The organism is Allosphingosinicella sp. (assembly GCF_036402135.1).
GTDB lineage: Bacteria > Pseudomonadota > Alphaproteobacteria > Sphingomonadales > Sphingomonadaceae > Allosphingosinicella.
Genome location: NZ_DASWTN010000002.1, coordinates 65,709 through 91,713, shown reverse-complemented (window position 1 = coordinate 91,713; position 26,005 = coordinate 65,709). Strand labels below are relative to the sequence as shown.

Annotated in this window: 29 protein-coding genes and 1 tRNA gene; 14 read left to right on the top strand and 16 right to left on the bottom strand. The window is 65.5% G+C overall.

Going from position 1 to position 26,005, the window contains the following annotated elements:
* Both VGD10_RS00940 and VGD10_RS00935 read left to right on the top strand, forming a co-directional pair.
* Nucleotides 1-1,321, top strand: a 1,321-nt coding sequence (locus tag VGD10_RS00940; RefSeq protein ID WP_331038911.1) for a glycosyltransferase, incomplete at its 5' end; no start/stop codon positions are given.
* Entirely contained in the window at nucleotides 1,318-2,241 is a 924-nt protein-coding gene (locus tag VGD10_RS00935) for a hypothetical protein (RefSeq protein ID WP_331038910.1), read from the top strand. The genes VGD10_RS00940 and VGD10_RS00935, both read left to right, overlap by 4 nt.
* A gap of 19 nt (nucleotides 2,242-2,260) precedes the next feature.
* Here VGD10_RS00935 and VGD10_RS00930 read toward each other — a convergent pair whose 3' ends face one another.
* Nucleotides 2,261-2,503, bottom strand: coding sequence for a hypothetical protein (locus VGD10_RS00930; protein ID WP_331038909.1), 243 nt, complete (start codon nucleotides 2,501-2,503; stop codon nucleotides 2,261-2,263).
* A 95-nt stretch (nucleotides 2,504-2,598) separates the two neighbouring features.
* Here VGD10_RS00930 and VGD10_RS00925 point away from each other — a divergent pair, with 95 nt between their 5' ends.
* Nucleotides 2,599-3,051 carry a hypothetical protein gene (locus VGD10_RS00925; RefSeq protein ID WP_331038908.1) on the top strand — a complete coding sequence of 151 codons (453 nt, stop codon included), beginning with the start codon at nucleotides 2,599-2,601 and terminating at the stop codon, nucleotides 3,049-3,051.
* Nucleotides 3,048-3,971, top strand: coding sequence for a cation diffusion facilitator family transporter (locus tag VGD10_RS00920; protein ID WP_331038907.1), 924 nt, complete (start codon nucleotides 3,048-3,050; stop codon nucleotides 3,969-3,971). The genes VGD10_RS00925 and VGD10_RS00920 overlap by 4 nt, the downstream gene beginning before the upstream one ends.
* On the opposite strand, the gene VGD10_RS00915 is transcribed toward VGD10_RS00920, so the two are convergent.
* The 9 genes from VGD10_RS00915 to gatC form a co-directional block, all read right to left on the bottom strand.
* Entirely contained in the window at nucleotides 3,968-4,918 is a 951-nt protein-coding gene (locus VGD10_RS00915) for a glycosyltransferase family 2 protein (RefSeq protein ID WP_331038906.1), read from the bottom strand. The two genes, VGD10_RS00920 and VGD10_RS00915, sit on opposite strands and share 4 nt — an antisense overlap.
* Before the next feature lie 57 nt (nucleotides 4,919-4,975).
* Nucleotides 4,976-6,559, bottom strand: a complete 1,584-nt coding sequence (tig, locus tag VGD10_RS00910; protein WP_331038905.1) for a trigger factor — start codon at nucleotides 6,557-6,559, stop codon at nucleotides 4,976-4,978.
* Nucleotides 6,560-6,679: 120 nt separating this feature from the next.
* Nucleotides 6,680-6,764 (bottom strand) — tRNA-Leu (locus VGD10_RS00905).
* Nucleotides 6,765-6,823: 59 nt separating this feature from the next.
* A complete protein-coding gene (locus tag VGD10_RS00900; RefSeq protein WP_331038904.1) occupies nucleotides 6,824-7,447 on the bottom strand; it encodes a hypothetical protein in 624 nt (207 codons plus the stop codon).
* Nucleotides 7,448-7,459: 12 nt separating this feature from the next.
* The gene (locus VGD10_RS00895; protein ID WP_331038903.1) at nucleotides 7,460-8,683 is read right to left on the bottom strand and encodes a M48 family metallopeptidase; all 1,224 of its coding nucleotides are present in this window, start codon (nucleotides 8,681-8,683) and stop codon (nucleotides 7,460-7,462) included.
* Entirely contained in the window at nucleotides 8,680-9,450 is a 771-nt protein-coding gene (locus VGD10_RS00890; protein WP_331038902.1) for a hypothetical protein, read from the bottom strand. Before VGD10_RS00890 ends, VGD10_RS00895 begins: the two co-directional genes overlap by 4 nt.
* Before the next feature lie 124 nt (nucleotides 9,451-9,574).
* Nucleotides 9,575-11,062: an Asp-tRNA(Asn)/Glu-tRNA(Gln) amidotransferase subunit GatB gene (gene gatB, locus VGD10_RS00885; protein WP_331038901.1), complete on the bottom strand. Its 1,488-nt coding sequence runs from the start codon at nucleotides 11,060-11,062 to the stop codon at nucleotides 9,575-9,577.
* Nucleotides 11,063-11,173: 111 nt separating this feature from the next.
* Entirely contained in the window at nucleotides 11,174-12,655 is a 1,482-nt protein-coding gene (gatA, locus tag VGD10_RS00880; RefSeq protein ID WP_331038900.1) for an Asp-tRNA(Asn)/Glu-tRNA(Gln) amidotransferase subunit GatA, read from the bottom strand.
* Nucleotides 12,655-12,942 (bottom strand): Asp-tRNA(Asn)/Glu-tRNA(Gln) amidotransferase subunit GatC, encoded by a 288-nt coding sequence (gene gatC, locus VGD10_RS00875; RefSeq protein WP_331038899.1) that lies wholly within the window; start codon nucleotides 12,940-12,942, stop codon nucleotides 12,655-12,657. The genes gatA and gatC overlap by 1 nt, the downstream gene beginning before the upstream one ends.
* A gap of 104 nt (nucleotides 12,943-13,046) precedes the next feature.
* On the opposite strand from gatC, the gene VGD10_RS00870 reads away from it, so the two are divergent.
* The 4 genes from VGD10_RS00870 to VGD10_RS00855 all read left to right on the top strand — a co-directional run bounded on the left by VGD10_RS00870 (nucleotide 13,047) and on the right by VGD10_RS00855 (nucleotide 16,078).
* Nucleotides 13,047-14,156 carry a DUF3089 domain-containing protein gene (locus tag VGD10_RS00870; protein WP_414639487.1) on the top strand — a complete coding sequence of 370 codons (1,110 nt, stop codon included), beginning with the start codon at nucleotides 13,047-13,049 and terminating at the stop codon, nucleotides 14,154-14,156.
* Nucleotides 14,153-14,614, top strand: coding sequence for a Holliday junction resolvase RuvX (gene ruvX / locus VGD10_RS00865; RefSeq protein WP_331038897.1), 462 nt, complete (start codon nucleotides 14,153-14,155; stop codon nucleotides 14,612-14,614). The genes VGD10_RS00870 and ruvX overlap by 4 nt, the downstream gene beginning before the upstream one ends.
* Before the next feature lie 74 nt (nucleotides 14,615-14,688).
* Nucleotides 14,689-15,105 (top strand): hypothetical protein, encoded by a 417-nt coding sequence (locus VGD10_RS00860; RefSeq protein WP_331038896.1) that lies wholly within the window; start codon nucleotides 14,689-14,691, stop codon nucleotides 15,103-15,105.
* 43 nt (nucleotides 15,106-15,148) lie between these two features.
* Entirely contained in the window at nucleotides 15,149-16,078 is a 930-nt protein-coding gene (locus VGD10_RS00855) for an aspartate carbamoyltransferase catalytic subunit (protein WP_331038895.1), read from the top strand.
* 55 nt (nucleotides 16,079-16,133) lie between these two features.
* Here VGD10_RS00855 and VGD10_RS00850 read toward each other — a convergent pair whose 3' ends face one another.
* The 3 genes from VGD10_RS00850 to VGD10_RS00840 are packed head-to-tail and all read right to left on the bottom strand — an operon-like array spanning nucleotide 16,134 to nucleotide 18,935.
* The gene (locus VGD10_RS00850) at nucleotides 16,134-17,426 is read right to left on the bottom strand and encodes an SPOR domain-containing protein (protein ID WP_331038894.1); all 1,293 of its coding nucleotides are present in this window, start codon (nucleotides 17,424-17,426) and stop codon (nucleotides 16,134-16,136) included.
* An 18-nt stretch (nucleotides 17,427-17,444) separates the two neighbouring features.
* Nucleotides 17,445-18,185: a hypothetical protein gene (locus VGD10_RS00845; protein ID WP_414639486.1), complete on the bottom strand. Its 741-nt coding sequence runs from the start codon at nucleotides 18,183-18,185 to the stop codon at nucleotides 17,445-17,447.
* A 21-nt stretch (nucleotides 18,186-18,206) separates the two neighbouring features.
* Nucleotides 18,207-18,935, bottom strand: a complete 729-nt coding sequence (locus VGD10_RS00840) for a ParA family protein (RefSeq protein ID WP_331038893.1) — start codon at nucleotides 18,933-18,935, stop codon at nucleotides 18,207-18,209.
* A gap of 192 nt (nucleotides 18,936-19,127) precedes the next feature.
* Here VGD10_RS00840 and VGD10_RS00835 point away from each other — a divergent pair, with 192 nt between their 5' ends.
* Nucleotides 19,128-19,445, top strand: coding sequence for a hypothetical protein (locus VGD10_RS00835; RefSeq protein ID WP_331038892.1), 318 nt, complete (start codon nucleotides 19,128-19,130; stop codon nucleotides 19,443-19,445).
* Here the strand turns inward: VGD10_RS00835 and serB are convergent.
* Entirely contained in the window at nucleotides 19,442-20,323 is an 882-nt protein-coding gene (gene serB / locus VGD10_RS00830; RefSeq protein ID WP_331038891.1) for a phosphoserine phosphatase SerB, read from the bottom strand. The genes VGD10_RS00835 and serB overlap by 4 nt on opposite strands.
* Between serB and miaA the strand changes: the two genes are divergently transcribed.
* From miaA to VGD10_RS00810, 4 genes are read left to right on the top strand one after another with little or no spacing between them, the layout of a single operon-like run.
* Nucleotides 20,322-21,266, top strand: coding sequence for a tRNA (adenosine(37)-N6)-dimethylallyltransferase MiaA (gene miaA / locus VGD10_RS00825; protein WP_331038912.1), 945 nt, complete (start codon nucleotides 20,322-20,324; stop codon nucleotides 21,264-21,266). The genes serB and miaA overlap by 2 nt on opposite strands.
* Nucleotides 21,267-21,275: 9 nt before the next feature.
* A complete protein-coding gene (ilvC, locus tag VGD10_RS00820; protein WP_331038890.1) occupies nucleotides 21,276-22,253 on the top strand; it encodes a ketol-acid reductoisomerase in 978 nt (325 codons plus the stop codon).
* Nucleotides 22,250-22,801: a GNAT family protein gene (locus VGD10_RS00815; protein ID WP_331038889.1), complete on the top strand. Its 552-nt coding sequence runs from the start codon at nucleotides 22,250-22,252 to the stop codon at nucleotides 22,799-22,801. The genes ilvC and VGD10_RS00815 overlap by 4 nt, the downstream gene beginning before the upstream one ends.
* Before the next feature lie 5 nt (nucleotides 22,802-22,806).
* Complete coding sequence (locus VGD10_RS00810) at nucleotides 22,807-23,532, top strand: extensin family protein (RefSeq protein ID WP_331038888.1); 726 nt, start codon at nucleotides 22,807-22,809, stop codon at nucleotides 23,530-23,532.
* Nucleotides 23,533-23,540: 8 nt separating this feature from the next.
* On the opposite strand, the gene VGD10_RS00805 is transcribed toward VGD10_RS00810, so the two are convergent.
* On the bottom strand, nucleotides 23,541-23,921 hold the full coding sequence (locus tag VGD10_RS00805) for a helix-turn-helix transcriptional regulator (RefSeq protein ID WP_331038887.1): 381 nt from the start codon (nucleotides 23,919-23,921) through the stop codon (nucleotides 23,541-23,543).
* An 80-nt stretch (nucleotides 23,922-24,001) separates the two neighbouring features.
* On the opposite strand from VGD10_RS00805, the gene VGD10_RS00800 reads away from it, so the two are divergent.
* Nucleotides 24,002-24,214, top strand: a complete 213-nt coding sequence (locus VGD10_RS00800) for a hypothetical protein (protein ID WP_331038886.1) — start codon at nucleotides 24,002-24,004, stop codon at nucleotides 24,212-24,214.
* A gap of 11 nt (nucleotides 24,215-24,225) precedes the next feature.
* On the opposite strand, the gene mutL is transcribed toward VGD10_RS00800, so the two are convergent.
* Nucleotides 24,226-25,992, bottom strand: coding sequence for a DNA mismatch repair endonuclease MutL (mutL, locus tag VGD10_RS00795; protein WP_331038885.1), 1,767 nt, complete (start codon nucleotides 25,990-25,992; stop codon nucleotides 24,226-24,228).
* Nucleotides 25,993-26,005: the final 13 nt, after the last annotated feature.

The window sequence follows — 26,005 nt, the reverse complement described above, 5'->3', positions numbered from 1 at the left end:
CGTGCGCATTTCCGTCCGGACGAAGTTCGCGATCGCTCTTTTCGTGGCGTTCGCATGGACGATGTTCAGCATCTGGGTTTCCGATCGGTGGAAGATCGACCTCGGCGCCGCGACGCATCCGCTGTTCGCGCTCGTGGCGGTGACCTTCGTTGCCTATGTGCCGGGCTTCATGAACGCCTTCCTGGTGACGTCGCTGCTGCTCGACCGCAGGCCGCCGCGGGCGCCACAGCCTTTCTATCCGGGTGTCACCGTCCTCATCGCCGCCTATCAGGAGGAGGAGGCAATCGCGCACACGCTGGCGAGCCTCGCCAATGAGGATTACCTCGGGGCCATTGAAATCCTGGTGCTGAGCGACGGCTCGACCGATCGGACCGTGAAATTCGCGGAGGCAGCCAGCAAGCGGCTGATCTTCTCACCGTCGACGACGGTAAGGGTGCTCGATTTCCCGGCGAACCGCGGCAAATCGGTGGTGCTGAACGAAGGTTTAAGGGAGGCGAGCCACGGCCTGATCGTCACGATCGACGGCGACTCCCACCTCCGGCAGGACGCGCTCACCGATATTGTCGAGCGGCTGCTGTCCGACCCGCCGGAAACGGCCGCGGTTGCAGGCGCGGTGCTGGTCAGGAATGCGCGCCGGAACCTCATCACTGGCGCGCAGGAGTGGGACTACTTCCACGGCATCGCGGCGGTTAAGCGAATGCAAAGCATGTATCACGGCACGCTCGTCGCGCAGGGCGCCTTTTCGATCTATCGCCGCGAAGCGCTGGAGGCGGTCGGCGGCTGGCCCGAATGCGTCGGCGAGGACATCGTCCTCACCTGGGCGCTCCTCAAGAAGGATTACCGCATTGGCTACGCCGAGGATGCGGTCGTCTTCACCAACGCGCCCACCACCTTCCGGCAGTTCGCGCTTCAGCGGAAACGCTGGTCGCGGGGCATGATCGAGGCGCTGCACCACCATGAGGATCTGCTGTTCAAGCGGCGGATGTCGACCATGTTCATCTGGTGGAATCTCCTGTTCCTGCCGCTCGACCTTGCCTTCACCTTCATCTTCATCCCCGGCATCATCGCTGCGATCTTCTTCGGCATCTATTGGATTGCCGGCCCGCTGACGCTCGCCGTGCTTCCGCTCGCCGGGCTTTGGAACATCGTTATCTACCGCGTTCAGACCCGCATGGTTCGCAAGCAAGGCATCGAGCTCCGGCACAATTTCGGCGGCCTGTTCTTCTATCTCTTCGTCTACACGCTCGCCATGCAGCCCGTCTGCGTCTGGGGCTATGTGGCGGAGATGATGGGCCGCACCAAGAAATGGGGTACCAAATGATCGGTTCAAAAGCGTCTTTAGCCGCGTTTCTGCTGCTGTCCGCGCAGGCGGCGGCGGGCCAGACCGCAGGGAAGACCGAAGCGGCGCCTTCCGGCGCTGCCGGCATGGACCTGTTCCTCTCCGGCGATGCCGACCAAACTGGCGTCGTACGCCTCGGCCTGAACCTCGATTGGCGGTATGAAGCGCCCGACCGCTATCAGGGCGTCCGTATCGAGAAGGCCTGGTTCGACCCGTTTGGCCAGGGCCGCCGCGAGCGCGAGCGCGTCTATCTCCGCGGCGCCGACCGGAGCGGCGACTGGAACTGGAACGGCCGGATCGGGACGGATGGCGACACGGTGCTTGGCGCCGCCGCGATCCACAATAATGCACCGGTACGGCAGGAATATTTCATCGAGCGGGAGATCGTCGAGACGCCACAGGGCCTGAAGCGCGGCATCTATTACACCTTCGCCGGCGCGGCCGTTGACCTGCCGGTGGACGATCGCAACACCTTCACCCTGTTGGGAGGTGTGCAGGAATTCAGCGGCGACAATGTCCGCACCCATCTTCGGGCGAATTATGTGCACGTGATCGAGCCGGAATGGGGCCTTAGCGGCCAGATCCGAACCCGTCTTTTCCGCAACAGCGATCCGCGCGAGTTCGATTACTACTCCCCCCGCTGGTATGCTCAGATCCTGCCGGTCCTGCAGCTGAGGCGCCAAGTCGAGGGTTGGCGCTACCTCGTCGCCGCGGGCATCGGCACGCAGCGGGATTCGGAGCAAGACTGGCGGCGATCGAGCTACTTCAACACGCAGTTCACCAGCCCCGCGCGGGGCAAATGGGCGTTCAACGCTTCGTTCCTCTACAGCGAGACGCCGACCACGTCAGGGCTGGCCTACAATTATAAGCAGTTCACGATCGGGCTGACGCGGGTATTCTGAGACGGAGAGGCTTCAAGCCTCAGCTGCGAAGAGCGTCGCGGAGGATCTCGACCGCGTAGCGGTCGCCGGAGACATCGTCGAAGAACTCACCCGCCATTGCCATGGCCGAAACAGTGGCAACGACCGCAAGGAACGCCAGAGGCAGGACCCGGCGCGGCTTTCCGGCACGGTACGTGTTTGGGCGCTGCCGACTGGAAACGGCCGCGCCTGGACGCACGAAGCCTCGGCTAAGATATTCATTTTGTACGTTTTCGAACTTCATGGCCGCTCAACGGCCGCAGTCCTAAGTAGTTCCCGCAGGTATTGAACAAATGCCTTTACGGAACAGCGCCACCGACACAGCGTTCTGTGGCCGAAATGAGATTGAAGGTTTCCAGTATTTTAGCGGTGCTTCTCGCCACATCGTGCGGTGACTATCCGCGCGATCCAGAGGGCACGCTGAAGCGCGTCCAGGGCGAGAAGAGCTTTCGCGTCGGCCTCGTCGCTCCCCTGGGGGAAGCGGGTGACGGCTCAGAGGCGGCGCGGCTGCTTCAGGCGATCAGCGTCCGGACCGGTGCCGAGCCGCGGATCGTGCGCGGCGATGCCGAGCCGCTGCTCAACCGGCTTGAGGAAGGCGACCTCGACCTCGTCATCGGCCGGTTTGAAAAGAAAAGCCCATGGGCGCGGCTAGTCACCATCGGGCCGCCCCTGCGCCGCGAGATGCACAAGAAGGTGGAGTTTCACCTCGCGCCCGTCATGATGAACGGGGAGAATGCCTGGATCGGGCTGGTAGAGCGGGAAGCGCGGAACGTCGCCCCGGAGGCGCAATGAGCCGCGAGTATCCGCCCCATGTCGAAGCCGGGATTGCGCGTGCGAAAAAGCTCGAATATTGGACGCTCGCCTGGCTTGTCACCGTCGTTCCTCTGATGGCCCTCGTCATGGGCTCCAGTCAGGCGATGAAGACCGTGTGGATCGAGGACATGCTTGGCTTCATCCCACCCCTCGTTTTTCTTCTATCCGCCCGTTTTGAACGCAAGCATTCGACTGAGGCTTTCCCGTTCGGCTTCGACAGGGTAAACGGCGTCGCCTTCGTCGTCTCGGCCGTGGCACTGACCCTGATGGGCCTCTACCTCCTATTCGAAGCGGTGATGACGCTCGTCATGGCGGAGCATCCGACGGTGGGCACGATGCGGGTCTTCGGCCGCGACATCTGGATGGGCTGGCCGATGATCGCGGTTCTTTTGTGGAGCACCATCCCCTCGATGATCCTCGGCCGGATGAAGCTCCCTGTCGCGCGGACGATCAATGACAAGGTGCTGCACACCGACGCCGACATGCAGAAGGCGGACTGGATGACCGGGCTCGCCGCGATCGGCGGGGTGATCGGCATCGGCTTCGGCCTCTGGTGGGCGGATGCGGCTGCGGCCGGCTTCATCTCGTTCGGTATCCTCAAAGACGGGATCAGCGAGTTGAGGGCCTCTACGGCCGAGCTCATCGACGGCGCGCCGCGGACGCTCGAAAAGGACGAAGTGTCGGACGAGGCGCAGCAGTTGAAGGACGAGCTGGAGCGGCTGTTCCCGGGCGCGCCGGTGCGGCTCCGCGAAACGGGCCGCGTCATCCGGGCGCAGATCGTCGGCCGCCCACCGGACCTCCCAATCGACCTGGAGGCAATCTGGCCAGGCGACAAGGAGCGCGCCTGGCGCTTCGCTCAGCTTAGCTTCGTACCCTCGGTCGAAGCCGACGACGGCTAGTCCCGCCCCTCTCCCACCGCCGGGAGGCTCAGATAATGGAGGCGCCTCACCTCGCGGCGGCCGCGGACGACGGTGTCGAGGATGAGGCCGCACATGAAGCTCATGAAGGCAACGATCATCAGGCCGGTGATGAGGATGGCGGTGGGGAAGCGCGGCACGAGGCCGGTTTCGGCATAAGTTATGGCGAGCGGGATGCCGAGCACCACTGCGAACGCCGCAAGCGCTAAGCCGAAGCCGCCGTAGAAGAGGACGGGGCGCTCGATGCGGAACAGGTGGAGGATCGTCCGCATGATCCGCCAGCCGTCGCGATAGGTGGAAAGCTTCGATTCCGAGCCTTCCGGGCGGGCGCCATAGGCGGTGACGACCTCGCCCACGGGCATGGCAAGCTCCAGCGCATGGACGCTGATTTCTGTTTCGGTCTCGAAGCCGCGTGACAGGGCCGGGAAGCTTTTGACGAAGCGGCGAGAAAAGACGCGGTAGCCCGAGAAGATGTCGCTGAAGGTGCGGCCGAACAGACTTGCGAGAATGCCGGTGAAGAGCCGGTTGCCGAGCCGATGGCCGCGGCGATAGGCCTCCTCGACCTCGCTCCTCCGCGCGCCGACCACCATGTCGAGCCGCTCGTCGACGAGACGGCGGACGAGATCGGGCGCGGCGGAGGCGTCGTAGGTCGCGTCCCCGTCGGCCATCACATAGATGTCGGCCTCGATATCGGCGAACATGCGGCGGACGACATGGCCCTTCCCCTGCATCCGCTCGGTACGGACGATCGCGCCCGCGGCCGCGGCGACCTCACGGGTCCGATCGCGACTGTTATTGTCGTAAACGTAGATTTGGGCGGCCGGCAAAGCGGCGCGGAAGGCCTCGACCGTCTGCGCGATCGCCGCTTCCTCATTATAGCAGGGAAGAAGGACGGCGATCCTTAGTCCGTCCGTGTCGCCGTTCGTCATGCCACCCCCATTCGCCCGCCGCCCCTCTTAGGAAGAAAGGCGGCGGCTGGGCAAGGTTCAGGCCTTCTTCTTGGCCGGAGCCTTCTTGGCGGCGGGCTTGTCCTTTTCCGCCTTGGCGGGCTTTTCAGCCTTGGCTTCCTTGGCAGGCGCTTCGGCCTCCGCCTTCTTCGGGGTTGCCTTCTTGGCAGGCTTGTCCTCGGCGGCCTTGGCGGCAGGCTTTTCGTCCGCCTTCTTGGCCGCGGCCTTCTTCGCCTTCGGCTTGGCATGGCCATGATCGTGATCATGGTTGCAGTCGGGGCCGTGAACGTGGCCGTCGACGTCGGCCTCGATCTCCGCCTCAAGCTCGGCGCGGGTCACGGTGCGGTCGCTGATCTCGGCCTTGGAGAAGAGGAAGTCGACGACTTTGTCTTCGAACAAGGGCGCGCGGAGCTGCGCGGCAGCCATCGGCTCCTGGCGGACATATTGAACGAAGCGCTCGCGGTCGGCGGGCTTATATTGCTGCGCCGCCTGCATGATGAGCTGGTTCATCTCCTGCTGGGAGACTTCAACGCCGTTCTGCTGGCCGATTTCGGAGAGGAGCAGGCCGAGGCGCACGCGGCGCTCGGCGATGGCGCGATAATCTTCGCGCTCGGCTTCCATTTCCTTGCGGGCGGCTTCCGGATCGGCCTCGTGGCTCGCTTCATGTTCGAGCTGCGCCCAGATCTGGTTGAATTCGGCATCGACCATCGACGGCGGCACAGGGAAGTCGTGGTCCGCGGCGAGCTGGTCGAGCAGCTTCCGCTTCATGTGGGTGCGGGTAAGGCCGTTCAGCTCCTGGGAAAGCTGACCCTTGATGAGTTCGCGGAGCTGGTCGATGCCTTCGAGGCCCATGGCCTTGGCGAATTCATCGTCCGCCTTGGTCTCGCGCGGCGTCTGCACCTCGTTCACGGTGACATCGAACGTCGCCGGCTTACCCTTCAGGTGGTCGACGTTGTAATCTTCCGGGAAGGTGACGTTCAGCGTGCGCTGCTCGTTCGCCTTCACGCCGATCAGTTGATCCTCGAAGCCGGGAATGAGGCGGCCGGAGCCGATCTCGACCGACATGCCTTCGCCCGTGCCGCCTTCGAACGCCTCGCCATCGACCTTGCCGACGAAGTCCATGATCACGAGGTCGCCCTTCTGCGCCTTGTGCTTGGCGGGGGCGGGATCGAAGCTCTTCTGGCCCTGAACGATCTGGTTCAGCGCATCGTTGACGGCATCTTCGCCGGGTTCGACACTCAGCCGCTCGAGCTTCAGGCCGTCAATCTTCGGTGCCGGAACGTCGGGGAGGGTCTCAAGCTCGACGGTAACGACCGCATCCTTGCCGTCGCCGCTTTCCTCGAGGTTCACGGCAGGCTGCATCGCCGGACGGAGCTTCTTCTCCGTCATCAGCTTCTGGACGCCTTCCTGGACCGCAGTTTCGAGCGCCTGCTGCTGCAGCGCTTCGCCGTGCATCTTGCGGACGAGATTGGCGGGCACCTTGCCGGGGCGGAAGCCGGGCATACGGATCTGCGGCGCGATCTTCTTCAGCTCGCCATCGACCTTGGCGTCGATGTCCTTGGCCGGAATGGTGATCTTGTAGGCGCGCTTCAGGCCCTCGTTCAACGTCTCGACAGTCTGCATTTCGATGCTCAAACCTTCACTTCAAGGATTTCTCTAGCGGAACTTCGGGTCGCCCTCTCGCTTGCGCTCGGGGAGCCGCCAGCCAAGGCCGTCCACTGGACGGCCTTGAGTCTTGGCGGCTGGTGCGGGCGAAGGGACTCGAACCCCCACATCTTTCGATACTGGAACCTAAATCCAGCGCGTCTACCAGTTCCGCCACGCCCGCCGGGCCGCCGGTCGGCGGCTCCTATAACAGCCTCTTCCGCAAGGGCAAGGAGAGAAGGTTCAGCGGCGGAGGCGCGCCGACTGAACGATCCGTTCGAACTCGCCGATGCCCGCTCCGTAATAATGAAGCTTCGTCGCGTCGAAGAGCGCGAGATAGAGGCGGCCGTTGATGATGGCGCCGACCGCCCTTCCCTGCCGCTCGACCTCGTCGCCGCCGAGGTGGTTATAGTCGAACTGGAAGCCCGATTGGCCGAGGAACGCCCGCGGCTGGAGCGCGGTCACGTCGAACCGCACCGAGCCTGCGCGAATCATGTAGAAGCTTTCGATCATGTCCGCGATGTCCTGCGGGGTCATGTTCGAATAGAAATTCGGCACCTTCCGGTCCGCCTTCCGGCGCTGGTAGACGATCCGCTCGTTATTGCCGAGGCCGCCGATGAATGAGAGGCCGTCGAGATAAGGCCCGTTGAGGGTCCAATTCTCTTCCCGCGAGATGTCGTAGGGACCCCGCGGGATCTGGTTCCAGGCAATGGTCGGCTGAACGATCATCGTGCCGCGTGCGACGGTGCGCGGCTGCGGCTTGATGAGGCGATAATAGGTGCCGATGCCGCCGAGGCCGCTACCAACGCCGCTTGAGCAGCCGGCGAGCAACGAGAGGGCGACGAATGAAGCGAGTAGTTTCCGCATATTTGTCCTCCCTTAGAGTCCAACCGTCTGCCGGACCATCGGCGCGTCAGGCGCATTCGGCGCCATAGCGAGATAACGCTGAAGCGCGCGGCGCCCCTCATCGCCCCTGCCCATCTTGATGAGGGCATAACCATGCGAGCGCCACGCATCCGGCGGCGCATCGGGATAGGCGATCGCGGCGGCGTAGGCTTCGGCAGCGCGCTGATTATCGCCTTTCTCGCCGCGAAGCCGCCAAACCTCGCCCTCATAGAAGCGGAGAAGGCCGTTCCAGCCGTCGGCGGCGAGGCTATTCAGGATGTAGAGGCTGCCGCCCGGGTCGTTCAGCTTCACCTGATCCTCGAGCAGCGTCTTCCGGTGCGCACCGAGCGCTCGGATGTAGCGGTCCTTGCCGCGGTCCGCGCCGGTGCCGAGCCCCCTCACCTCCTGCGCGGAGATGCGAAGGTCGGTCATGCGCGATTGCGGCGCCGGGTGCGTCGCGAGGAGCGAGCCTTCGCGGCGCGGCAGCTTCCGCCGCATACGCGCGGTGGCGCGCATCTCGCCGATCAGCTGCTCCCAGGTTTCAGGCATGGCATTGGGATCGTAGCCGGCGCGGGCGATCTGCTTCAATCCGAGCGCGTCGGCTTCCGCCTCCATGTGGCGGCTGTAGGCGGCGAGCGAGAAGATGGTCCCCATGCCCGCAAGCCGGACCCAGTCACCGAGATAAGCACCGGTCGCGGCGCCGCCCAAACCGGCACCCATCGACAGAACGGTAAGGATATCGCTCTTCCGCTTCGTGTCGCGCCAGCCGCGGATATGGTGGCGGCGGAGGAAGTGGCCAGCCTCGTGCCCGATCACACCGGCAAGCTGCGCCTCGTCCCGCATGCGGGTGAGAAGGCCGGTGAAGACCACCATGAAGCCGGTGGGCGCCATGAATGCGTTGAATTCGGGGATGTGCGCCAGGTAGACGCGCATGTCCTTCGCGGTCGGGCCGCCGACCTTCTCGGCAAGGCCGCCGAGGTAGCGGGTGAGGCCCGGATCCTTGATGAGCAGGTTGGAATCCGCAATGTCGCGCTCGGCCCGCTCGTAGAGCTGCCACATGCCTTGCTCGTCCTTGTCGGTCGGCCGGTGGCCGGGTCCGATCATCGGATCGACTTCGGCTGGCGTCACGCGCGCCTGCGCGGCACCGACCATTCCCATGCAGCAGGCGCAGCCGAAGCCGCCGAGGATGGAGCGGCGGGTAAGATTCATCTCGTTCATCGCGCCTGCGCCCTCCGCACTTCCTTGCCGGCCTTCATGCGGCCGATCAGGCGATCCACCATCTGCGCGGCGCCCTGCGGCGTGCGGATGTCGCCGAACGCGACGCCGGGAAGCTGGCTTCCGGTCTGGAGCACGTTGAACCAGACGACATCGCCGGTCTTCAAATCGACGAGCGAAGCATAGGCCATCTGGCCGCCGCCGCCCTGAGGCGCGCAGAAGCCGATGAAGCAGCCGGCGATGCCGAGCACCTGGAGGGCCACACGCTCGGACGAGGCGACGCTGTCCTGCGCGTAGAGGAACAGCGCGTAATCCATGCCGGTCGCCTGGCCGAGGCGCACCGCCTCCTGCCCCAACGTCCAGTCGAGGCTCCGGCCGCGCTTCGTAGCCAAGTCGGCGCCCATATATTTGTGAAGCGCGATCGAATTGCCGACCGCAGAGTGGAGCCGCTCGAGATCGGCGACCGTCTGCGGATTGACGCCGGGGATCGATTCACGCGTCTCGGCGACGAGGGTGCGGCCGCCCCGCGCGGTCTGCTGCGCCCGGAGCGCCTGCAGGAGATGGGCGCGCGCGGTTTCGGTCCAGTCGGCGCGCGGCTGAACGAGCCCGCCCGCGGTGACTTCACCGACACTGACATCGGGCCGCATCAGAAGAAGATCGTAGTCGCCCTGCGGCGGCTGGAACTGGACATCGGCGAACTGCCGGGTCTGGACGCAGCCGCCGAGCGCCATCGCGCCGGCGGTAAGCAGAATCAAGGCACGCCTGCGCATGGCATCCTCCTGTCACGGCCCCCGCTCGTTCGGGAACGGTAGGCACAGTTTAGGCGTGGGTGGGAAACGCATCCCTAACGGCTGCGTTCCTAACCGTGGCTGAACAGAATTTCGCCTAAGTGTTTTAACTCAGGGCTTTTTTCAGAAGGTCGTTAACGACGCCGGGATTCGCCTTGCCGCCCATGGCCTTCATCGTCTGGCCGACGAAGAAGCCGAACAGCTTGTCCTTACCGCTGCGATATTCCGCGACCTTGTCGGCATTGGCTTCAAGCACGCCGGCAATCACCTTCTCAATCTCGCCCGTGTCGCTGGTCTGCTTGAGGCCGCGCTCCTCGACGATCTTCGCCGGATCGTCGCCTGTTTCGAGCATGATCTCGAACACCTGCTTGGCGAGCGTGCCGGAGAGCGTGCCGTCGGCGACGAGGCTTAAGAGCTCCGCGCCCTGGGCGGGGCTGACCGGGCTTTCCTCAATGCTCTTGCCGAGCCGGTTCAAGGCGCCGAACAGGTCGGAGATGACCCAATTGGACGCCGCCTTGCCGATCTCCGGCCCCGCCTTGCCGGTGGCGGCGAGCAGTTCCTCGAACCAGCGGGCGGTTTCTACCTCGGCGGTGAGCACCGACGCATTGTACGCCGAAAGGCCAAGCTCCTGCTCGTAGCGGCGGCGCTTGGCGTCGGGCAGCTCGGGCAGGCTGGCGCGGCATTCCTCGAGGAAGTCGTCGCTCAATTCCAGCGGCAACAGGTCCGGGTCCGGGAAATAGCGATAATCGTGCGCGTCTTCCTTGGAACGTAGGCTCCGTGTTTCGCCCTTGTCGGGATCGAACAGGCGGGTTTCCTGAACCACCGTTCCGCCATCCTCGATGAGGTCCACCTGACGGCGGGCCTCATATTCAATCGCCTGCATGATGAAGCGAACGGAGTTGACGTTCTTCGTTTCGGTGCGGGTGCCGAATTCCTCGCCGGGTTTCCGGACCGACACGTTGACGTCGGCACGCATCGACCCCTGCTCCATATTGCCGTCGCAGCTGCCGACATAGCGAAGGATTGATCTCAGCTTCCGGACGTAAGCGCCTGCTTCTTCAGGAGAACGCATGTCCGGCTTCGACACGATCTCCATCAGTGCAACGCCGGACCGGTTGAGATCGACATAGGAGAAGCTCGGGTGCTGGTCATGCATCAGCTTGCCCGCATCCTGCTCGACATGGATGCGCTCGATGCCGACGGTTTTGGCGCTATTCTCGTCCTTCTCGTCGAGGAGGATGCGGATTTCGCCCTCGCCCACCAGAGGATGGTAGAGCTGCGAGATCTGATAGCCCTGCGGAAGATCGGCGTAGAAATAATTCTTCCGGTCGAAGCGCGACCAGCGATTGATCTTCGCCTCAAGCGCCATGCCGGTCCGCACCGCCTGCCGGATGCACTCGCCGTTGAGGACGGGCAGCATGCCGGGAAGCGCCGCGTCGACGAGGCTCACCTGCGTGTTCGGCTCCGCGCCGAACTCGGTCGCGGCGCCCGAGAAGAGCTTCGCCTTCGACGTCACCTGCGCATGGACCTCGAGGCCGATCACGACCTCCCATTCGCCCGTCGCGCCCTGGATGCGGTAGCTACTGTCGGTCATCTTCAACCTGCTTCACTGCCGGAAGAGGCTCCGGCTTTGTGTCTCTATCTTCTTTGTTGCTGCCGAAAAGCAGCTCGACGAAAAACCAACCGACAAAATCGATCAGAAGATTTACCACCATGCCTCCGCGCGGTGCGTGAAGCCGGCGCGTTCCTCGAAGGCGAGGCCGGCGTTCATAACCCCCTGCTCGTCGAGGGCCTTGCCGACGATCTGGAGGCCCAGGGGCAAGCCCTGCTTGTCGAGGCCGGCGGGCACGGAGATGGCTGGAAGGCCGGCGAGGCTCGCCGGCACGGCGAAGACGTCGTTCAGATACATGGCGATCGGATCGTTCGATTTCTCGCCGAGCGCGAAGGCAGCGGACGGGGCGGTTGGCGTCAGCAGGAGGTCACATTCGCCCCACACCCTTTCGAAGTCGCGGGCGATCAGCGCCCTCACCTTCTGCGCCTGGTTGAAATAAGCGTCGTAAAAGCCTGCCGAGAGCACATAGGTGCCGATCATGATCCGGCGCTTCACCTCGGCGCCAAAGCCGGCGGCGCGGGTCGCCTGATACATTTCGGCGAGGCCGCCGCTGTCGGGGTTCTGACGAAGGCCATAGCGAACACCGTCATAGCGGGCGAGGTTCGACGACGCCTCGGCGGGCGCGATGATGTAGTAGGTGGGAAGCGCATATCTGGTATGCGGCAGCGAGACCTCGACAATCTCCGCCCCCGCATCCTTCATCCACTGGATGCCCTGCTCCCAGACGGCGTCGATCTCCTCCGGCACGCCCTCAATGCGATATTCCTTCGGGATGCCGATGCGCTTGCCGCGAATGTCGCTGGAGAGGTTCGCCTCCCACTGCGGCACCGGCAAGTCGAGCGAAGTGGAATCCTTCGGGTCAAAGCCGCTCATCGCTTCGAGCATGATCGCGCAGTCGCGGACGTCCCGCGCCATCGGCCCCGCCTGGTCAAGCGAGGAGGCGAAAGCGACCATGCCGTAGCGGGAGCAGCGGCCGTAGGTGGGCTTCATGCCGGTGATGCCGACGAAGGCGGCGGGCTGGCGGATCGAGCCGCCCGTATCGGTGCCGGTGACGCCCGGCGCTAGCCGCGCGGCCACCGCGGCGGCCGACCCGCCCGAGGAGCCGCCCGGGGTTAGCGCCGCATTGCCGCCGTCGCTCCGCCGCCAGGGCGAGATGACGTTGCCATAGGCGCTGGTCTCGTTCGACGAGCCCATGGCGAACTCGTCCATGTTGAGCTTGCCGAGCATGCCCGCGCCCGCCTCGAACAATTTCCCACTGACGGTGGATTCGTAGGTCGGCTCGAAGCCGCCGAGCATGTTGGAGCCGGCGGTGGTCTGGTAGCCCTTTGTGGCGAACAGGTCCTTAATGCCGAGCGGCACGCCGGACAGCGGCTTCAGGCTGCCGGAGGCGCGATCGTTGTCCGCCTGCTCGGCCGCGGCTAGCGCATGTTCGGGCGTGTCGATTACGAAGGCATTCAGCGTCTTCGCCTTCGCGACATTGGCGTTGAACGCCTCGGCCACTTCGCGCGCCGAGAAATCGCCATTGCGGACGCCGTCGCGGATCGCAGCGACGCCGAGATCGGTAAGGGCCGTCACTATTCGATCACCTTCGGAACGGCGAAGAAGCCATGTTCGGCGACGGGCGCGTTCTTCAGCACCTCGTCGCGCTTGCCACCGTCGGTCACCTCATCGGCGCGGAGGCGGAGCGTGTTGGGGATGACCGCGGTCATCGGCTCGACGCCGGCCACGTCCACTTCCTGCAATTGCTCGATCCAGCCGAGGATGTTGTTAAGCTCGGGAACGAGCGCCTCCACCTCGCCATCGCTGACGGCGATGCGGGCGAGCTTGGCGACGTGGCGGACTGTTGCTGCGTCTACGGACATGGGAGGGCCCGCTAGCATCCGCCCCTCTCTCCTTCAAGGCGGAGGGTTGCGCAAACCGCAAGGATGCTGATGTAGGGCCCCTCGACCTTTGGGAGCAGCGGATGCTGGCACGGCGTTTCTTGTGGATCATTGCGGGCTTGATCGTGCTCGTGCTTGCAGGCGCGCTCGTCTACCGCCTGTTCGGCAACGAGCTGATGAAGACCGCGCTCGTGCCGACCGCAGTATTCGAGGAAGTGCCGCAGCCGGAAGGCGCCACTTATGCCGACGCGTCGATGTGGATCGCCCGGCCCGATATCGCCGACAATCCGGCCTTGTGGGTGCCGCAGGGCATCGAGCGCGGCGCTGAGCCGAAAGCCTCCGTTTTCTTCATCCATCCGACCTCCTTCCTCGAACGCGGCCGGTGGAACGCACCCGTCACCGATGAGGAATCGCAGCAGCGGGCGCGCCTGTTCGTGCGGAATCAGGCGAGCGCCTTCAACAATGTCGGCGAGATCTGGGCGCCCAAATATCGGCAGGCGACGATGGGCGCCTTCCTCACCACCAAGGCGGACGCGCAGAAGGCGCTCGATTTCGCCTATCGCGACGTGGTCGCGGCCTATGACGCCTTCCTGGGCCAAGCGCCGAAGGACCACCCGATCATCCTTGCCGCGCACAGCCAGGGCAGCCTCCACCTCCTCCGCCTGATCCAGGAAAGGATCGGCAAGTCGCCCGAAGCGAAGCGGGTGGCCGCGGCCTATGTGGTGGGTTGGCCGATCTCGAAGACTGCGGACTTGCCGGGACTCGGTCTCCCGGCCTGCGAGACGGCGGAGCAGGCGGGCTGCATTTTAAGCTGGCAGAGCTTCGCCGAGCCCGCCGACCCGCAGATGGTGACGGAGGTTTACGACGCTTCCAGCGGCCCCACCGGCATTTCCCGCGCCGGATCGCCGATGGTTTGCGTCAATCCGTTGACCGGCACGTCCGGCGGCGAAGCGCCCGCTACGTCCAATCTCGGCACTTTGGTACCCAATGCGGAGCTGACCGACGCAGAGCTGAAGGCGCCCGGCGTCCCCGCCCGATGCGACATTCGCGGCTTCCTGCTCATCGGTGAGGATGCACCGGACCTCGGCCCCTATGTGCTCCCCGGCAACAACTATCACGTCTACGACTACGCCCTGTTCTGGCGGAACGTCCGGGCCGACGCCGAAAGGCGCCTCGCGAGCTTCATCAAGCAGTGATCACCGCCAGCGCCCCCGCCTTTCGCGACGCGCTGCCGAACGGCGGGCGGCTGATGGGGCTGGATGTCGGCACCAAAACGATTGGCGTCGCGCTCTGCGATGCGGGCTGGACCATCGCCACCCCGGCCGAGCTCATCCACCGCGCCAAGTTCACGGTGGATCTGGCGAAGATCAGGCAGCTTGCCGAGGCGCAGCGGGCGGCGGGCTTCGTCATCGGCCTGCCGCTGAACCTCGACGGCAGCGAGAGCCCGCGCACCCAATCCACCCGCGCCTTCGCACGCAATCTGGAGCAAATTGGCCTCCCGATCCTCCTTTGGGACGAACGCTGGTCGACACAGGCCGTCACCCGCACTCTCCTAGACGCCGACGCGAGCCGTGCCCGCCGCGCCGAGCTGGTCGACAAGATGGCCGCCGCCTACATCCTGCAGGGCGCGATCGACGCCCTCACCATGGGCTAGAGGCATTCAGCGCTGGTAAAACGGAAGCGGAACAGGATCGGCGGCGAAGCTTTCTTCTCCAAGAGGAATTCGCCATGCATAAGAGATCCTTACCCTTTCTCGCCGCTGCGGTCGGAGCACTGATCGTCTCCGCTCCGGCCCAGGGCCAATATTATCCGCCTCAGGGCGGCGTCGCCGGAGACATTGAACGTGGCGCCGCGGCTGCCGCCGAGGCGGTGACGGCGGTGTCCCAGATGCTTCGCGGCACCCGCGAAAGCCTGGGGGTCGGCGCCTGTCGCATCCAGGCCGCCCGCTACGGCAGCGCAAGCGTTGTGGACGTCAGGCCGAAGGGCCGCCGCAACCTCCGGGTCCGCGGCTATATCGAGCCGGTGGCGCAATATGGCCAATGGGGTTCTCGCTACGACCGGGCCTATCAGCGCCGCTCCTATGATTGCATCGCGCGGCCGGACGGCAGCATCTCCAAATTCAAGACGAAGCGCCTCCGCCGCTAGCGGCCTTGAGCATTGCCGGAGCCGGGGCTAGACCCCGGCTTCGATGACGGCCTTTCCGCACCGCCACCTCCTCGGCATCGAGGGTCTTTCAGCAGACGATATCCGTTTTCTCCTCGACGAGGCGGAGCAATGGATCGCCTTCAACAGGGGGCGGCGAAAGCAGGACGACCGGCTGGCGGGCCTGACGCAGGTCAACGCCTTCTTCGAAAATTCAACGCGGACGCTCTTCTCCTTCGAGATTGCGGGCAAAAGGCTCGGCGCACAGGTGGCGAACTTCCATGTCGCCGCCTCCAGCGTGAAGAAGGGCGAGAGTCTCATCGACACAGCGCTGACGCTGAACGCGATGCGGCCGGACATCCTCGTCATCCGCCACGAGCAGGACGGCGCCGCGCGGGATGTGGCGGCGGTGATGGACTGCCCTGTCATCAATGCGGGCGATGGGCGTGGCGAGCACCCGACCCAGGCCTTGCTCGACGCCCTCACCATGCGGCGCCGCAAGGGGCGGATCGAGGGACTGAAGGTCGCGATCTGCGGCGACATCCTTAACAGCCGCGTGGCTAGGTCGAACCTGAAGCTGCTGCCGATGCTCGGCGCGGAAGTGCGCGTGGTCGGCCCGGAGATGCTGCTGCCGAAGGACGGGCGCCTCGACGGCATCCCCGCCTTCACCGATTTCAACGAGGGCATCGCGGGAGCCGACGTAGTGATGATGCTCCGCATCCAGCGCGAGCGGATGGAGGAAGCGGTGGCGGGCTCGCTCGGCGATTTCCATGCGCTCTACGGCCTCACCTGGGAGCGCCTGCGCCATGCCGCGCCCGACGCTTTGGTGATGCACCCCGGCCCGATGAACCGCGGCGTCGAGATCGAAAGCAGTGTCGCCGACGATCCGGAGCGCTCCGCCATCACTGAGCAGGTCGAAAACGGCGTCGCCCTTCGCATGGCCTGCCTTGACGTGCTGACGCGGGACCGTCGCTAAAGAAAAGGCGGCACCGGATCGCTCCGACACCGCCCGTTCCCCGCGAAACTATAGCTTAGCGCGAAGCGAGCCGGATCGGCGAGTCGCCGGCGGCATTGCGGACGAAGCAGGCGCCGCCCTTGGCCTTCACATTCTGGCAGGCGCGAAGCGCTTCGGCCTGGCTTGCAAAGCCCGAGGCCGACAGGCGGTGGAACGTGCCCTTGCCGGGCAGCTGCACCGTCGCCCGCATCGGCGAATAGGCATTGAGGCCGTAGCGCTTGGCGACCGAGGTCCAGGCGGCCGCGGCGAGCGCGGGCGACTTGTAGGCGCCGAGCTGGACGACGTAGCGGCTGGTGCCGGTCTTCTTTGGCTCAAGGCTCTGCTTCGCGGCGGCCGGCTTGAACGCGGCTACCGGAGCGGAAGCCGGAAGCGCGGCCTTCTGCACGGCCGGCTGCGGCGCGATCAGCGACTTGGCCGCCGAAGCATACTCGACCCTGGCAGGCTCCGGCGCGGCGGCCGGCTCCACGACCGGCGCTTCGGCGACAGGCTGCGGTTCGATAACAGGAGCCGCGGGCTGCTCCACTGCAGCCATCTGCACCGGCTGAGCCGGCTCTGGCGCAAGCGCGAGGCGGGTCGGCTGACCCTGATCGTCCGCCGGCGTGACGCCGAGGAGGCTCGCGACCTGATCGTAATTCGCCTTTGGCGTCACGAACGCCGCCCATTCCTCCATGCGGGCGGGAAGGTCGGCAGGCGAAAGATCCTGCGAGGCAGTGTTGCGCGCGCGCTTCCAGTCGCCAGCGATCGCATAGGCAAGCGCTAGGTTCTGGCGTACGCGGGCATTGGCCTCCGGCGTACGCGCGGCCTGCTCAAGCATTTCGATGGCGCGCTCAGGCGCACCGGCCAGCGCATAGGCAAGGCCGAGATCGGCCGGCGATTGCGTCTCCAACAGCCGGTCGAGCTGGACCATCGCCGAATGCCGCTCGCCAAGCGCGATCTGCGACAGCGCGAGGTTGAAGCGGGCGCGCGTATTCTCCTCATGGAGCGTCAGCACGTCGTTGAAGGTGGTCTTGGCCGAGAGGAAGCGGCCGTTCTTGAGGTAGAGGTCGCCGAGGATCATCCGGTAGCCGACATCGCGCGGAGACACCTCGACCGCCTGTTCGGCATGGGTAAGCGCCTGGGCGAGATCGCCCTTTTGCGCTGCAAGCATCGCCTGATCGGCGAACTTCGCCGCCCGTTCGGCCGCGCTCGCCTCTTTCGGCGTTGAGGCCGCAGGGCGGAACGCCGTCGTCTGGGCGGTGGTGCAGCCGACCATCGTGATGCCGAGCACCAGCGGCGAAGCGGCCATCTTGAACAGCGAACTCTTCCTCATCGTCTTAACTCCAGACGTTTAATTCCGGGCCTTCTTGGCGGGCAATTGCTCGGCAAGGGCCTCGACTTCGGGCAGAGACTGCAGCAGCTCATCTAAAGCTTCCGTTACCAGCTGCTGGGCCGAACGGCCGCTCACCGCGCAGGCGAGCCGGAGCTTCAGGTGACGGTTGCCGTCCAGACGAAGCGTGAAGGCGGCCTTTTCCTTGGCCTTCGACACGATGCCGCGGGGCTTCTTCGGAAGCTTCGCGACCGGCGCCGGCGCCTCGAGCCTGATGGGCTCGAAACTCTGTTCTTCCTGCTGAAGCGGTTCAGGCGCCGCCTCGACTTCGGCTTCGGCTTCGATCGGCGGGTCCAGCACCAGTTCTTCCTCGGCCGCCGCCTCGACTTCGGGCTCCGGCTCCGGAAGGGCCGGCTTCTTCACCTTCACGGAAAGCGGGCTTTCAGGTTCGGTGCCGAAGGTCGCCTCTATGGCGCGCTGCTGCTCGACCACCTGCGGCGTTTCGAAATCCTCTTCATCCTCGACGCGGTAGTCGCCGTTCATCGGCGTCAGCGCGGAGATCGGGCTCGGCACATGCTCGTCGTGCGGCGCCTCGTAGGGAGAGGGCATTTGCGGAACGGGACGGGCATGGCCCATGTCGTTCCAGCCGAGATCGTCGAGCGATCCGCCGCCGTAGCTTTGCGGGCGCATCGCCGGCTTCGCCATGCCTTTCCGGGCAAGCAGGCCCGAAGACAGGGACGCGAAAGGTTTGGGTTCGGTCATCGTACGCACACCTCCCTCGCCTTACTGGCCGACGACGCGGCGGCCGAAGCCACCGATCGGGCGGGGTGCAGCCATGCTGTGCGCGGCGGCCGCAGGCGCGCCGGGCGCGGTGAAGACGCTGCGGCGGAAGGTCTTTTCGAGCCGGTCCGAAATATAGTCCCAAAGCTCGCGCACTTCGTTCGCGGACTTGCCGCCCGGATCCACTTCCATGACCGTGCGGCCGTCGATCATCGAGGCGGCGAAATCGGTGCGGTGATGGATGGTGACGGGAGCGACGGTGCCGTGCTGGGAAAGGGCGACGGCAGCTTCCGAGGTGATCTTGGCCTTCGGCGTCGCGGCATTGACGACGAAGATGAGCGGCTTGCCCGCGCGTTCGCAGAGGTCGACCGTGGCGCCGACGGCGCGAAGGTCGTGCGGGCTCGGGCGGGTCGGGATGACGACCAGCTCGGCCACCTGGATCACGCTCTGGATCGCCATGGTGATGGCAGGCGGCGTATCGATGACGGCAAGGCGGAAGCCCTGCTGGCGGAGCACTTCAAGGTCGGCGCTGAGACGGGCCACCGTCGTCTGCGCGAAGGCAGGCATGTCGTCCTCGCGCTCGTTCCACCAGTCGGCGAGCGACCCCTGCGGATCGATGTCGATAAGGCAGACGGGCCCAGCGCCCGCAAGCTGCGCCTGGACGGCCAGGTGGCCGGACAGAGTGGTCTTGCCGGAACCACCTTTTTGCGACGAAAGAGCAAGAACGCGCATGTTTTCCCCTTAAGGCTCCATATTCTTGGGCAGGGAGATGCACTGGCGGCTGCTAAAATCAGGTTAACGCCACCTTTGCATGACGCCATTGACGTCATGAACGTGGCGGCGTCGCTCGTTTCTGCTGCTTAACGAAATTTTTGCCCTGTTCCGTTTACTTGCGCCACCTTGTTCGCGTGCAAGGGGGTGCACATGGGTCTGCAATGGAAGTTCACGGATGCGGCGATGGCATCGCCCTGGCGGCAGCGCCGCATGTGCATCCTTGTGGCCGAGCTTCCCGTGCCCGCCGCGCTCCGCACGATTTCGGGTGCCGAGGCATTCCTTGAGACCAATGCACGGCCGCAGCTAGGGTCTTACGTCGAGCTTCGCCATCCCGAGGCAGGCACCATCTCCGGCACCGTCCGCGCACATGCGCCAGACGGGATCGCCCTATCACTTGATTGTTCGGAAAGGTCGGTGGCCTTCGCGCTGGCGGCGATCACCGCCGATATGAGCCGCCCGGAGGCTTAGGCCTCCTCCCACTCCCGCCTGGCATAGCCCTGCGCGTAGAGGAGCGCGCCGAGGTCGTTATGCTCGATGCGCGCCGCTGCCGCTGCGGCCGTGGCGGGCTTGGCATGATAGGCGACGCCGAGGCCCGCTGCTTCGATCATCGGAATGTCGTTAGCGCCGTCGCCCACCACCAGCGCCTCCTCGACGGTGACGCCGGCCAGTGCCGCCGCATCGAACAAGGCGTCCCTCTTGGCATAGGCGCCGACGATCGGCCGCCCCACCTCGCCCGTGATTCTGCCATTCTCGACCTGAAGCTCGTTCGAAATGGCGCGGTCGAAGCCGATCGTCTCGGCAACCTCGTTCGCAAAGGCGGTGAAGCCGCCCGAGACGAGCACTGAACGTGCACCCTCCCGCTTCATCGTCCGGACGAGCGGAATGGCGCCGGGCGTTATCCCCACCCGCTCCTCGAGGCAGCGGCCGATGACAGATTCGTCGAGATCCTTCAGAAGCGCCACGCGTTCGGTCAGCGCCGCCTCGAAATCCAGTTCGCCGCGCATGGCACGGTCGGTGACCCGGCTCACCTCCTCCTTAAGCCCCGCATAATCGGCCAGCTCGTCGATGCACTCGACGGTGATCATGGTCGAATCCATATCGGCGACGAGAAGCTTCTTTCGCCGCCCCGCCTCCGCCTGGACGATGACGTCACAGCCGGGGATCAGCCCCTCCAGCGCCTCGCGCGCCGCCTTTGGCAGGGTCGGGAACAGGAGATCGCAGGCGATATCTTCCTCGATCCAGCTCCGCCCCTGCGGTTCGACCCATGCTGAACGAAGCGCGCCCTCTGCGACAGAAATATCGCCGCTCGTCAGCCGCTCCTTTGCTATCAGGGTCGCAATGAACATGGATTCCTCTTCGTTGCCGCGGCTCGCGCTTATCGCGGGCGCGACCGCGAGCGGCAAGTCGGCGCTCGCGCTCCGGCTGGCGGAAAGACAGAATGGCGTCATCATCAACGCCGACAGCGCGCAAGTGTACAGGGACCTTCGCATCCTCTCCGCGCGGCCGGGGCAGGAAGAGGAAGCTCGGGCGCCGCACCGCCTCTACGGATATCGCGACGGCGCCCTGGCCTTTTCGGCAGCCGACTGGGCGGCCGATGCGCGTCGTGCCATCGCCGATGCCCACGAAGCTGGACAGCTTCCGATCCTCGTCGGCGGCACGGGCCTTTATATCCGCACTCTGCTCGACGGAATCGCGCCGGTGCCGCCGATCGGCGAGGTTATCCGCGCGGAAGTGCGCGCCCTACCCGTCGAGAAAGCTTTCGCCACGCTTGCCCGCGAAGATCCGCATGCGGCGCACCGGCTCCGCCCCAGCGACACGACCCGCGTGGCGCGCGCGCTGGAGGTGGTCCGCTCGACCGGGCGGAGCATCACCGAATGGCAGCAGGAGCGGACCGGCGGGATTGCGGCGGAAGTGGCGCTTCAGCCGCTCATCCTCCTGTCGCCGCGCGAGTGGCTCTACGCCCGCTGCGACGCGCGCTTCGCGGAAATGATGTCCCCGGAGGGACTGGAGGAGGTGCGGCACCTTCTGGAGCGCCGCCTCGATCCCGCCCTGCCCGTCATGCGCGCGATCGGCGTGCCGCAGCTTGCAGCGCTGCTGCGAGGCGAATTGACGCCAGAAGAGGCGCTTGCGGCCGGCCAAACCGCCACGCGCCAATATGCCAAACGCCAATATACGTGGTTCAGCCGCCAACCGCCTGCCGACTGGCCGCGCTTCACGGAGGCACTGGACAGCGACACGGCCATGGAGGCCGCGCTGATGCGGCTTGGAGCCGCGCAGCAAATCGCCTAGCCAACGCCTATGCAGGTTTATTTCGACGCCGATGCCGATCTTTCCCTCGTTCAGGAGAAGAAGGTGGCCGTCCTCGGCTACGGCAATCAGGGACGGCCGCAGGCGCTGAACCTTCGCGACAGCGGCCTCCGCGACCTCATCGTCGCTGCGCGTCCCGGCGCCAGCGCCGACCGCGCCGCCGCTGACGGGTTCGGCGTCATGACGCCATCCGAAGCCGCCGCATGGGCCGACATCATCGTCATGCTCGCGCCCGACGAGGATCAGGGCCGTATCTACGGCGAGGAGCTGGCGTCGAACCTCCGCAGCGGCAGCGCGCTCCTCTTCGCGCATGGGCTCAATATACGCTTCAAACTCATTGAACCTAAAGAAGATATTGACGTCATCCTCGTCGCGCCCAAGGGTCCGGGCACCGCGCTCCGTCAGCTCTATCTTGACAGCAAGGGCATGGTCTCGCTCTTCGCCATCGAGCAGGATGCGAGCGGCTCGGCGGAGGCAATCGCCCTCTCCTACGCCGTGGCCTTGGGCAGCGGCCGCGCCGGCATCATCCGCACGACCTTCGCCGAAGAATGCGAGGCCGACCTTTTCAACGAGCAGGCCGTGCTCTGGGGCGCCATCCCGGAACTGATCCTCGCCGGCTACGAGACGCTGACCGAAGCCGGCTTCTCCCCCGAAGTCGCCTATTTCGAATGCGTTAGCGAAGTAAAGCTAATCGCCGATCTCATCCACGAACGCGGCCTCGCCGCCATGCGCGAAGCGATCTCGAACACGGCGGAATTCGGTGCACTTCAGGGCGGCACGCGCATCATCAACGCCGATGCGCGCACCGAAATGCGCCGCATCCTTCGCGAAGTCAGGAGCGGCGCCTTCGTTCAGGATCTGATGAAGGATGCCGAGGCCGGCTATCCGCGCCTCAGGGCAAGCCGGGCCAAGGCGGCGGCGCATCCGATCGAGGCGGTCGGCGAGCGCCTGCGCAAGCTGACGCCATGAAATTTGCCGAGACGGAGCGGCTGATCCTTCGCCGCCCGCGGCCTGAGGATTTGCAGGCCTACCTCCGCAGCTGGGCGGATCCGATGATGACCCGTTATACCGGCATACGGCCCGACATCGAGCGCTTCATCACCGCCCTGCTTGAAGAGATGCAGTCGAAGCAGCCGGGCGATACCGAGCCGCAGCCCTGGTACCAGGTGACCATCGAGCGGCGGGGAGACGGCGCGGTGGTCGGCGATCTCGGCCTTGGCTTCGGCGTCCCAGGCGATCGGCAGGTGGAGCTCGGCTACCGCATCCACCCCGACCATCAGCGGCGGGGCTATGGCCGGGAAGCCGTCGCGGCGGCTATTAGCTGGCTGATCGAAAGCCATAATATTCACCGCTTCGTCGGCGTCGCGGCCGCCGAGAATGTCGCCTCGACCACCCTTCTCCGCTCGCTGGACTTCCGCAAGGAGGGGCATTTTCGGCAGAGCTTCCTCTGCAACGGCGAGTGGATCGACGACGAATATTACGCCCTCCTCGCCAGCGAATGGCGGGAGCGGCGCTAGGCCGAATGCGGCTCCCGCGCATCCTGAAGGCGCTAGTCCTCCTCGCCTTGGCCGGCTTCGGCGGGATGCTGCTCTACGGCTATGCCCGCAACCATCCCGAGGATCTGCCTTGGACAGAGCTCGACCTCACGCGGCCGGTCGGCGCCTTTACTGGGCGGAAGCTTGCGGGGCTCGCCGGCGAAGGCCTGCAATGCCGCGCCCTCCTTGCCCGGGCTGGGGTTCGGTACACGGCTCTTCCACCGCGGGAAGACGGCCAGTGCGGCTATGAGGATGCGGTGCGCTTTGCGTCCGGCGGCGCGCTGAACATCAGCTATCGGCCAGAGGACCTCGGCACGAGCTGCCCGGTCGCCGCGGCGCTCGCCTTATGGGAATGGCATGTGGTTCAGCCTGCCGCGCTCCGCCATTTCGGATCGCGCGTGGAAACGATCCAGCATTATGGAAGCTATAGCTGCCGCCGGATCTACGGCCGCTCCGAAGGCACGTGGAGCGAGCATTCGCGCGCCAATGCGGTCGATATCGCCTCCTTCAGGCTGGAGGACGGCACCCGCATCTCTGTGCTCGGCGACTGGAGCAAGGAGGATGACAAGGCCGCCTTCCTCCACGAGGTTAGGGATGGCGCCTGCGACCTGTTCGCGACCGTCCTCTCACCCGACTACAATGCGGCGCACCGCGACCATCTCCATCTCGACCAAGCCGCGCGCGGCGAGATGGGCTGGCGCGGCTGCCGCTAAGCGGCACGCTAGCGCGGCGTATCGTCCGCCCTGTAGCCCAAACGGCCAGAATGAAGCGTAGAGCCCGCTGGTGGCGCAAATTGCGCGCGCATCGTCTCGACCAGGTCGAGCAGTGCCCGCTGCATTTCGTGCGGCAGGCGGAGATAGGCCGAAAGCAAGGCGCTGGCCTCCTCGCCCGCCCAACTCCCTTCGGAACGCCGGCCGGTAAGGACGTAGACCACGTCCACGTCCGCTTCCACCAGCTTGGCGAGATACTCGGCTCTCAATTCGCGCTTACCGGTTTCGTAAAGGCTTTGCTTCGGAACGTCGGTTCCAACCCGCTCGGCGAATTCGGCCTGCCTCAGCCCGAGCCGCTTACGCTCTTCCGCAAGTCTGGCGCCGAAATTCATCGCTTTCGAAAAATCCCTATTGACTATTCAGCGCAAACCGATGAATCTGAACACGAATCTTCTTCTGGAGTGCATTGCACATGCAGTCCGATAATGTCGCGCAAATTCATCCCGTCGAGCCGGCGGAGAAAAAGCACGCCCACGTGGTACGCGAGCGAGCATTGGTGGAGGCGGCAGAGGCGGTTCTCTGGGCGTTCCGGGAACCGGTCAAGCAGGGTTTGCCGGTCTTTCCAATCGCAACTCTACTGCTGCTCGAGGAAGCGCTCGGGCGCTACGGGCGGCGGCTACCTTAAAAGGGCAGCTTTCACTTCCGGCCGAACAATTTCTCGATGTCGCTGTGGCCGAGCTTCACCCAGGTTGGGCGGCCGTGATTGCACTGGCCGCTGTGGGGCGTGACCTCCATTTCGCGAAGCAGCGCGTTCATCTCGGCGACTGAGAGGATGCGGCCGGCGCGGACGGAGCCGTGGCAGGCCATGGTTGCAGCGACATGGTCGAGCTTTTCCTTGAGGCTGAGCGCCTCGTCGAAAGCGGCAAGCTCGTCGGCGAGGTCCGTCACCAGCCCCTTGATGTCGCCATTGCCGAGCAGAGCCGGGGTGGCGCGGACCAGCATGGCGCGGGCGCCGAACCGCTCCAGTTCCAGCCCCATCTCGGCCAGCTCCGCGGCCCGCGCCTCGAGCCGGTCGCAGGCGGGCTCGTCGAGCTCGACCACCTCTGGGAGGAGGAGCGCCTGCCGCTGGACGCCGCCATTAGCCATGGAGGCCCGCATCCGTTCGAGCACCAGTCGCTCGTGCGCCGCATGCTGGTCGACCAGCACCAGCCCGTCCTCGGCGTCGGCGACAATATCGGTGGCGGCGACCTGTCCGCGGGCGACGCCGAGCGGGTAGGTCTTGGCCTCCGGCGGCGCGGCCTCGGCGGCCTCGGCGCGCGCCTGGGGTGCAGGCACATAATCCTGATGCCGGTCCCAGACGCTCGCCTGTCCCGGGGCGGGGATCGAGAAGCTCGGGCTCCGCATCGGGACCGGCTGCGGGCGGAACGGCTCCACCTGCCAGCTTCCGAGCGCCTCGACGCTAGGCCTCTGCGCGCTCCGGTGCCCGGCGCGGTCGAGCGCGTCGCGAAGGCCGCCGACGATGACGCCACGGATAAGGCCGGGATCGCGGAACCTCACCTCCGTCTTGGCGGGATGAACGTTGACATCCACCTCTTCGCCGGGAAGATCGACGAAAAGCGCCACCACCGGATGCCGGTCGCGGGCGAGGAGGTCCTGGTAGGCGCCCCGCACCGCGCCGATCAGCAGCCGGTCCTTCACAGGCCGTCCGTTCACGAACAGATATTGATGGTCGGCAACGCCGCGGTTGAAGGTCGGCAGACCCGCAACCCCGCCGAGGCGCGCGCCGCCGCGCTCATAGTCAATGGCGACACTGTTTTCCTGAAGCTCCCGGTCGGTGAGCGCCGCGACCCGCGACGGCCTCTCCTCGCCCGTTTGGACAGAGAGCGCCCGTCGTCCGTCATGCTCCAGCGTGAAGCCGATATCGGGCCGCGCCATTGCGAGCCGCTTCACCACGTCGAGGCAGGCGGCATATTCAGACCGGGCCGAACGCAGGAACTTCCGCCGCGCCGGTACGCGCCCGAAAAGCTGCTCAACCTTGATCCGCGTGCCGGGCGGAAGCGCCGCAGGCCCCTCCCCCTCAATGCTCCCATTGTCGACGATGCGAGACCATCCGTCCGCGCCCCGCACCCGGCTTTCCACGGTCAGCCGCGCAACGCTGGCGATCGAAGGCAAGGCCTCGCCGCGAAAGCCCAAAGTCGCGACCTGTTCGATGGCATCGTCCGGCAATTTCGAAGTGGCGTGCCGCTCCAGCGCCAGCGCCATGTCGGCGGGCGTCATGCCGCAGCCGTCGTCGATCACTTCGATGCCGTCCACGCCTCCGCCGGACAGACGGATGTCGATGCGGAACGCACCTGCGTCGATGGCGTTCTCGACCAGTTCCTTCAACGCGCTGGCCGGTCTTTCCACCACTTCACCGGCAGCGATACGGTTTACGAGATGTTCAGGGAGGCGGCGTATTGACATCGATCGACTCTCT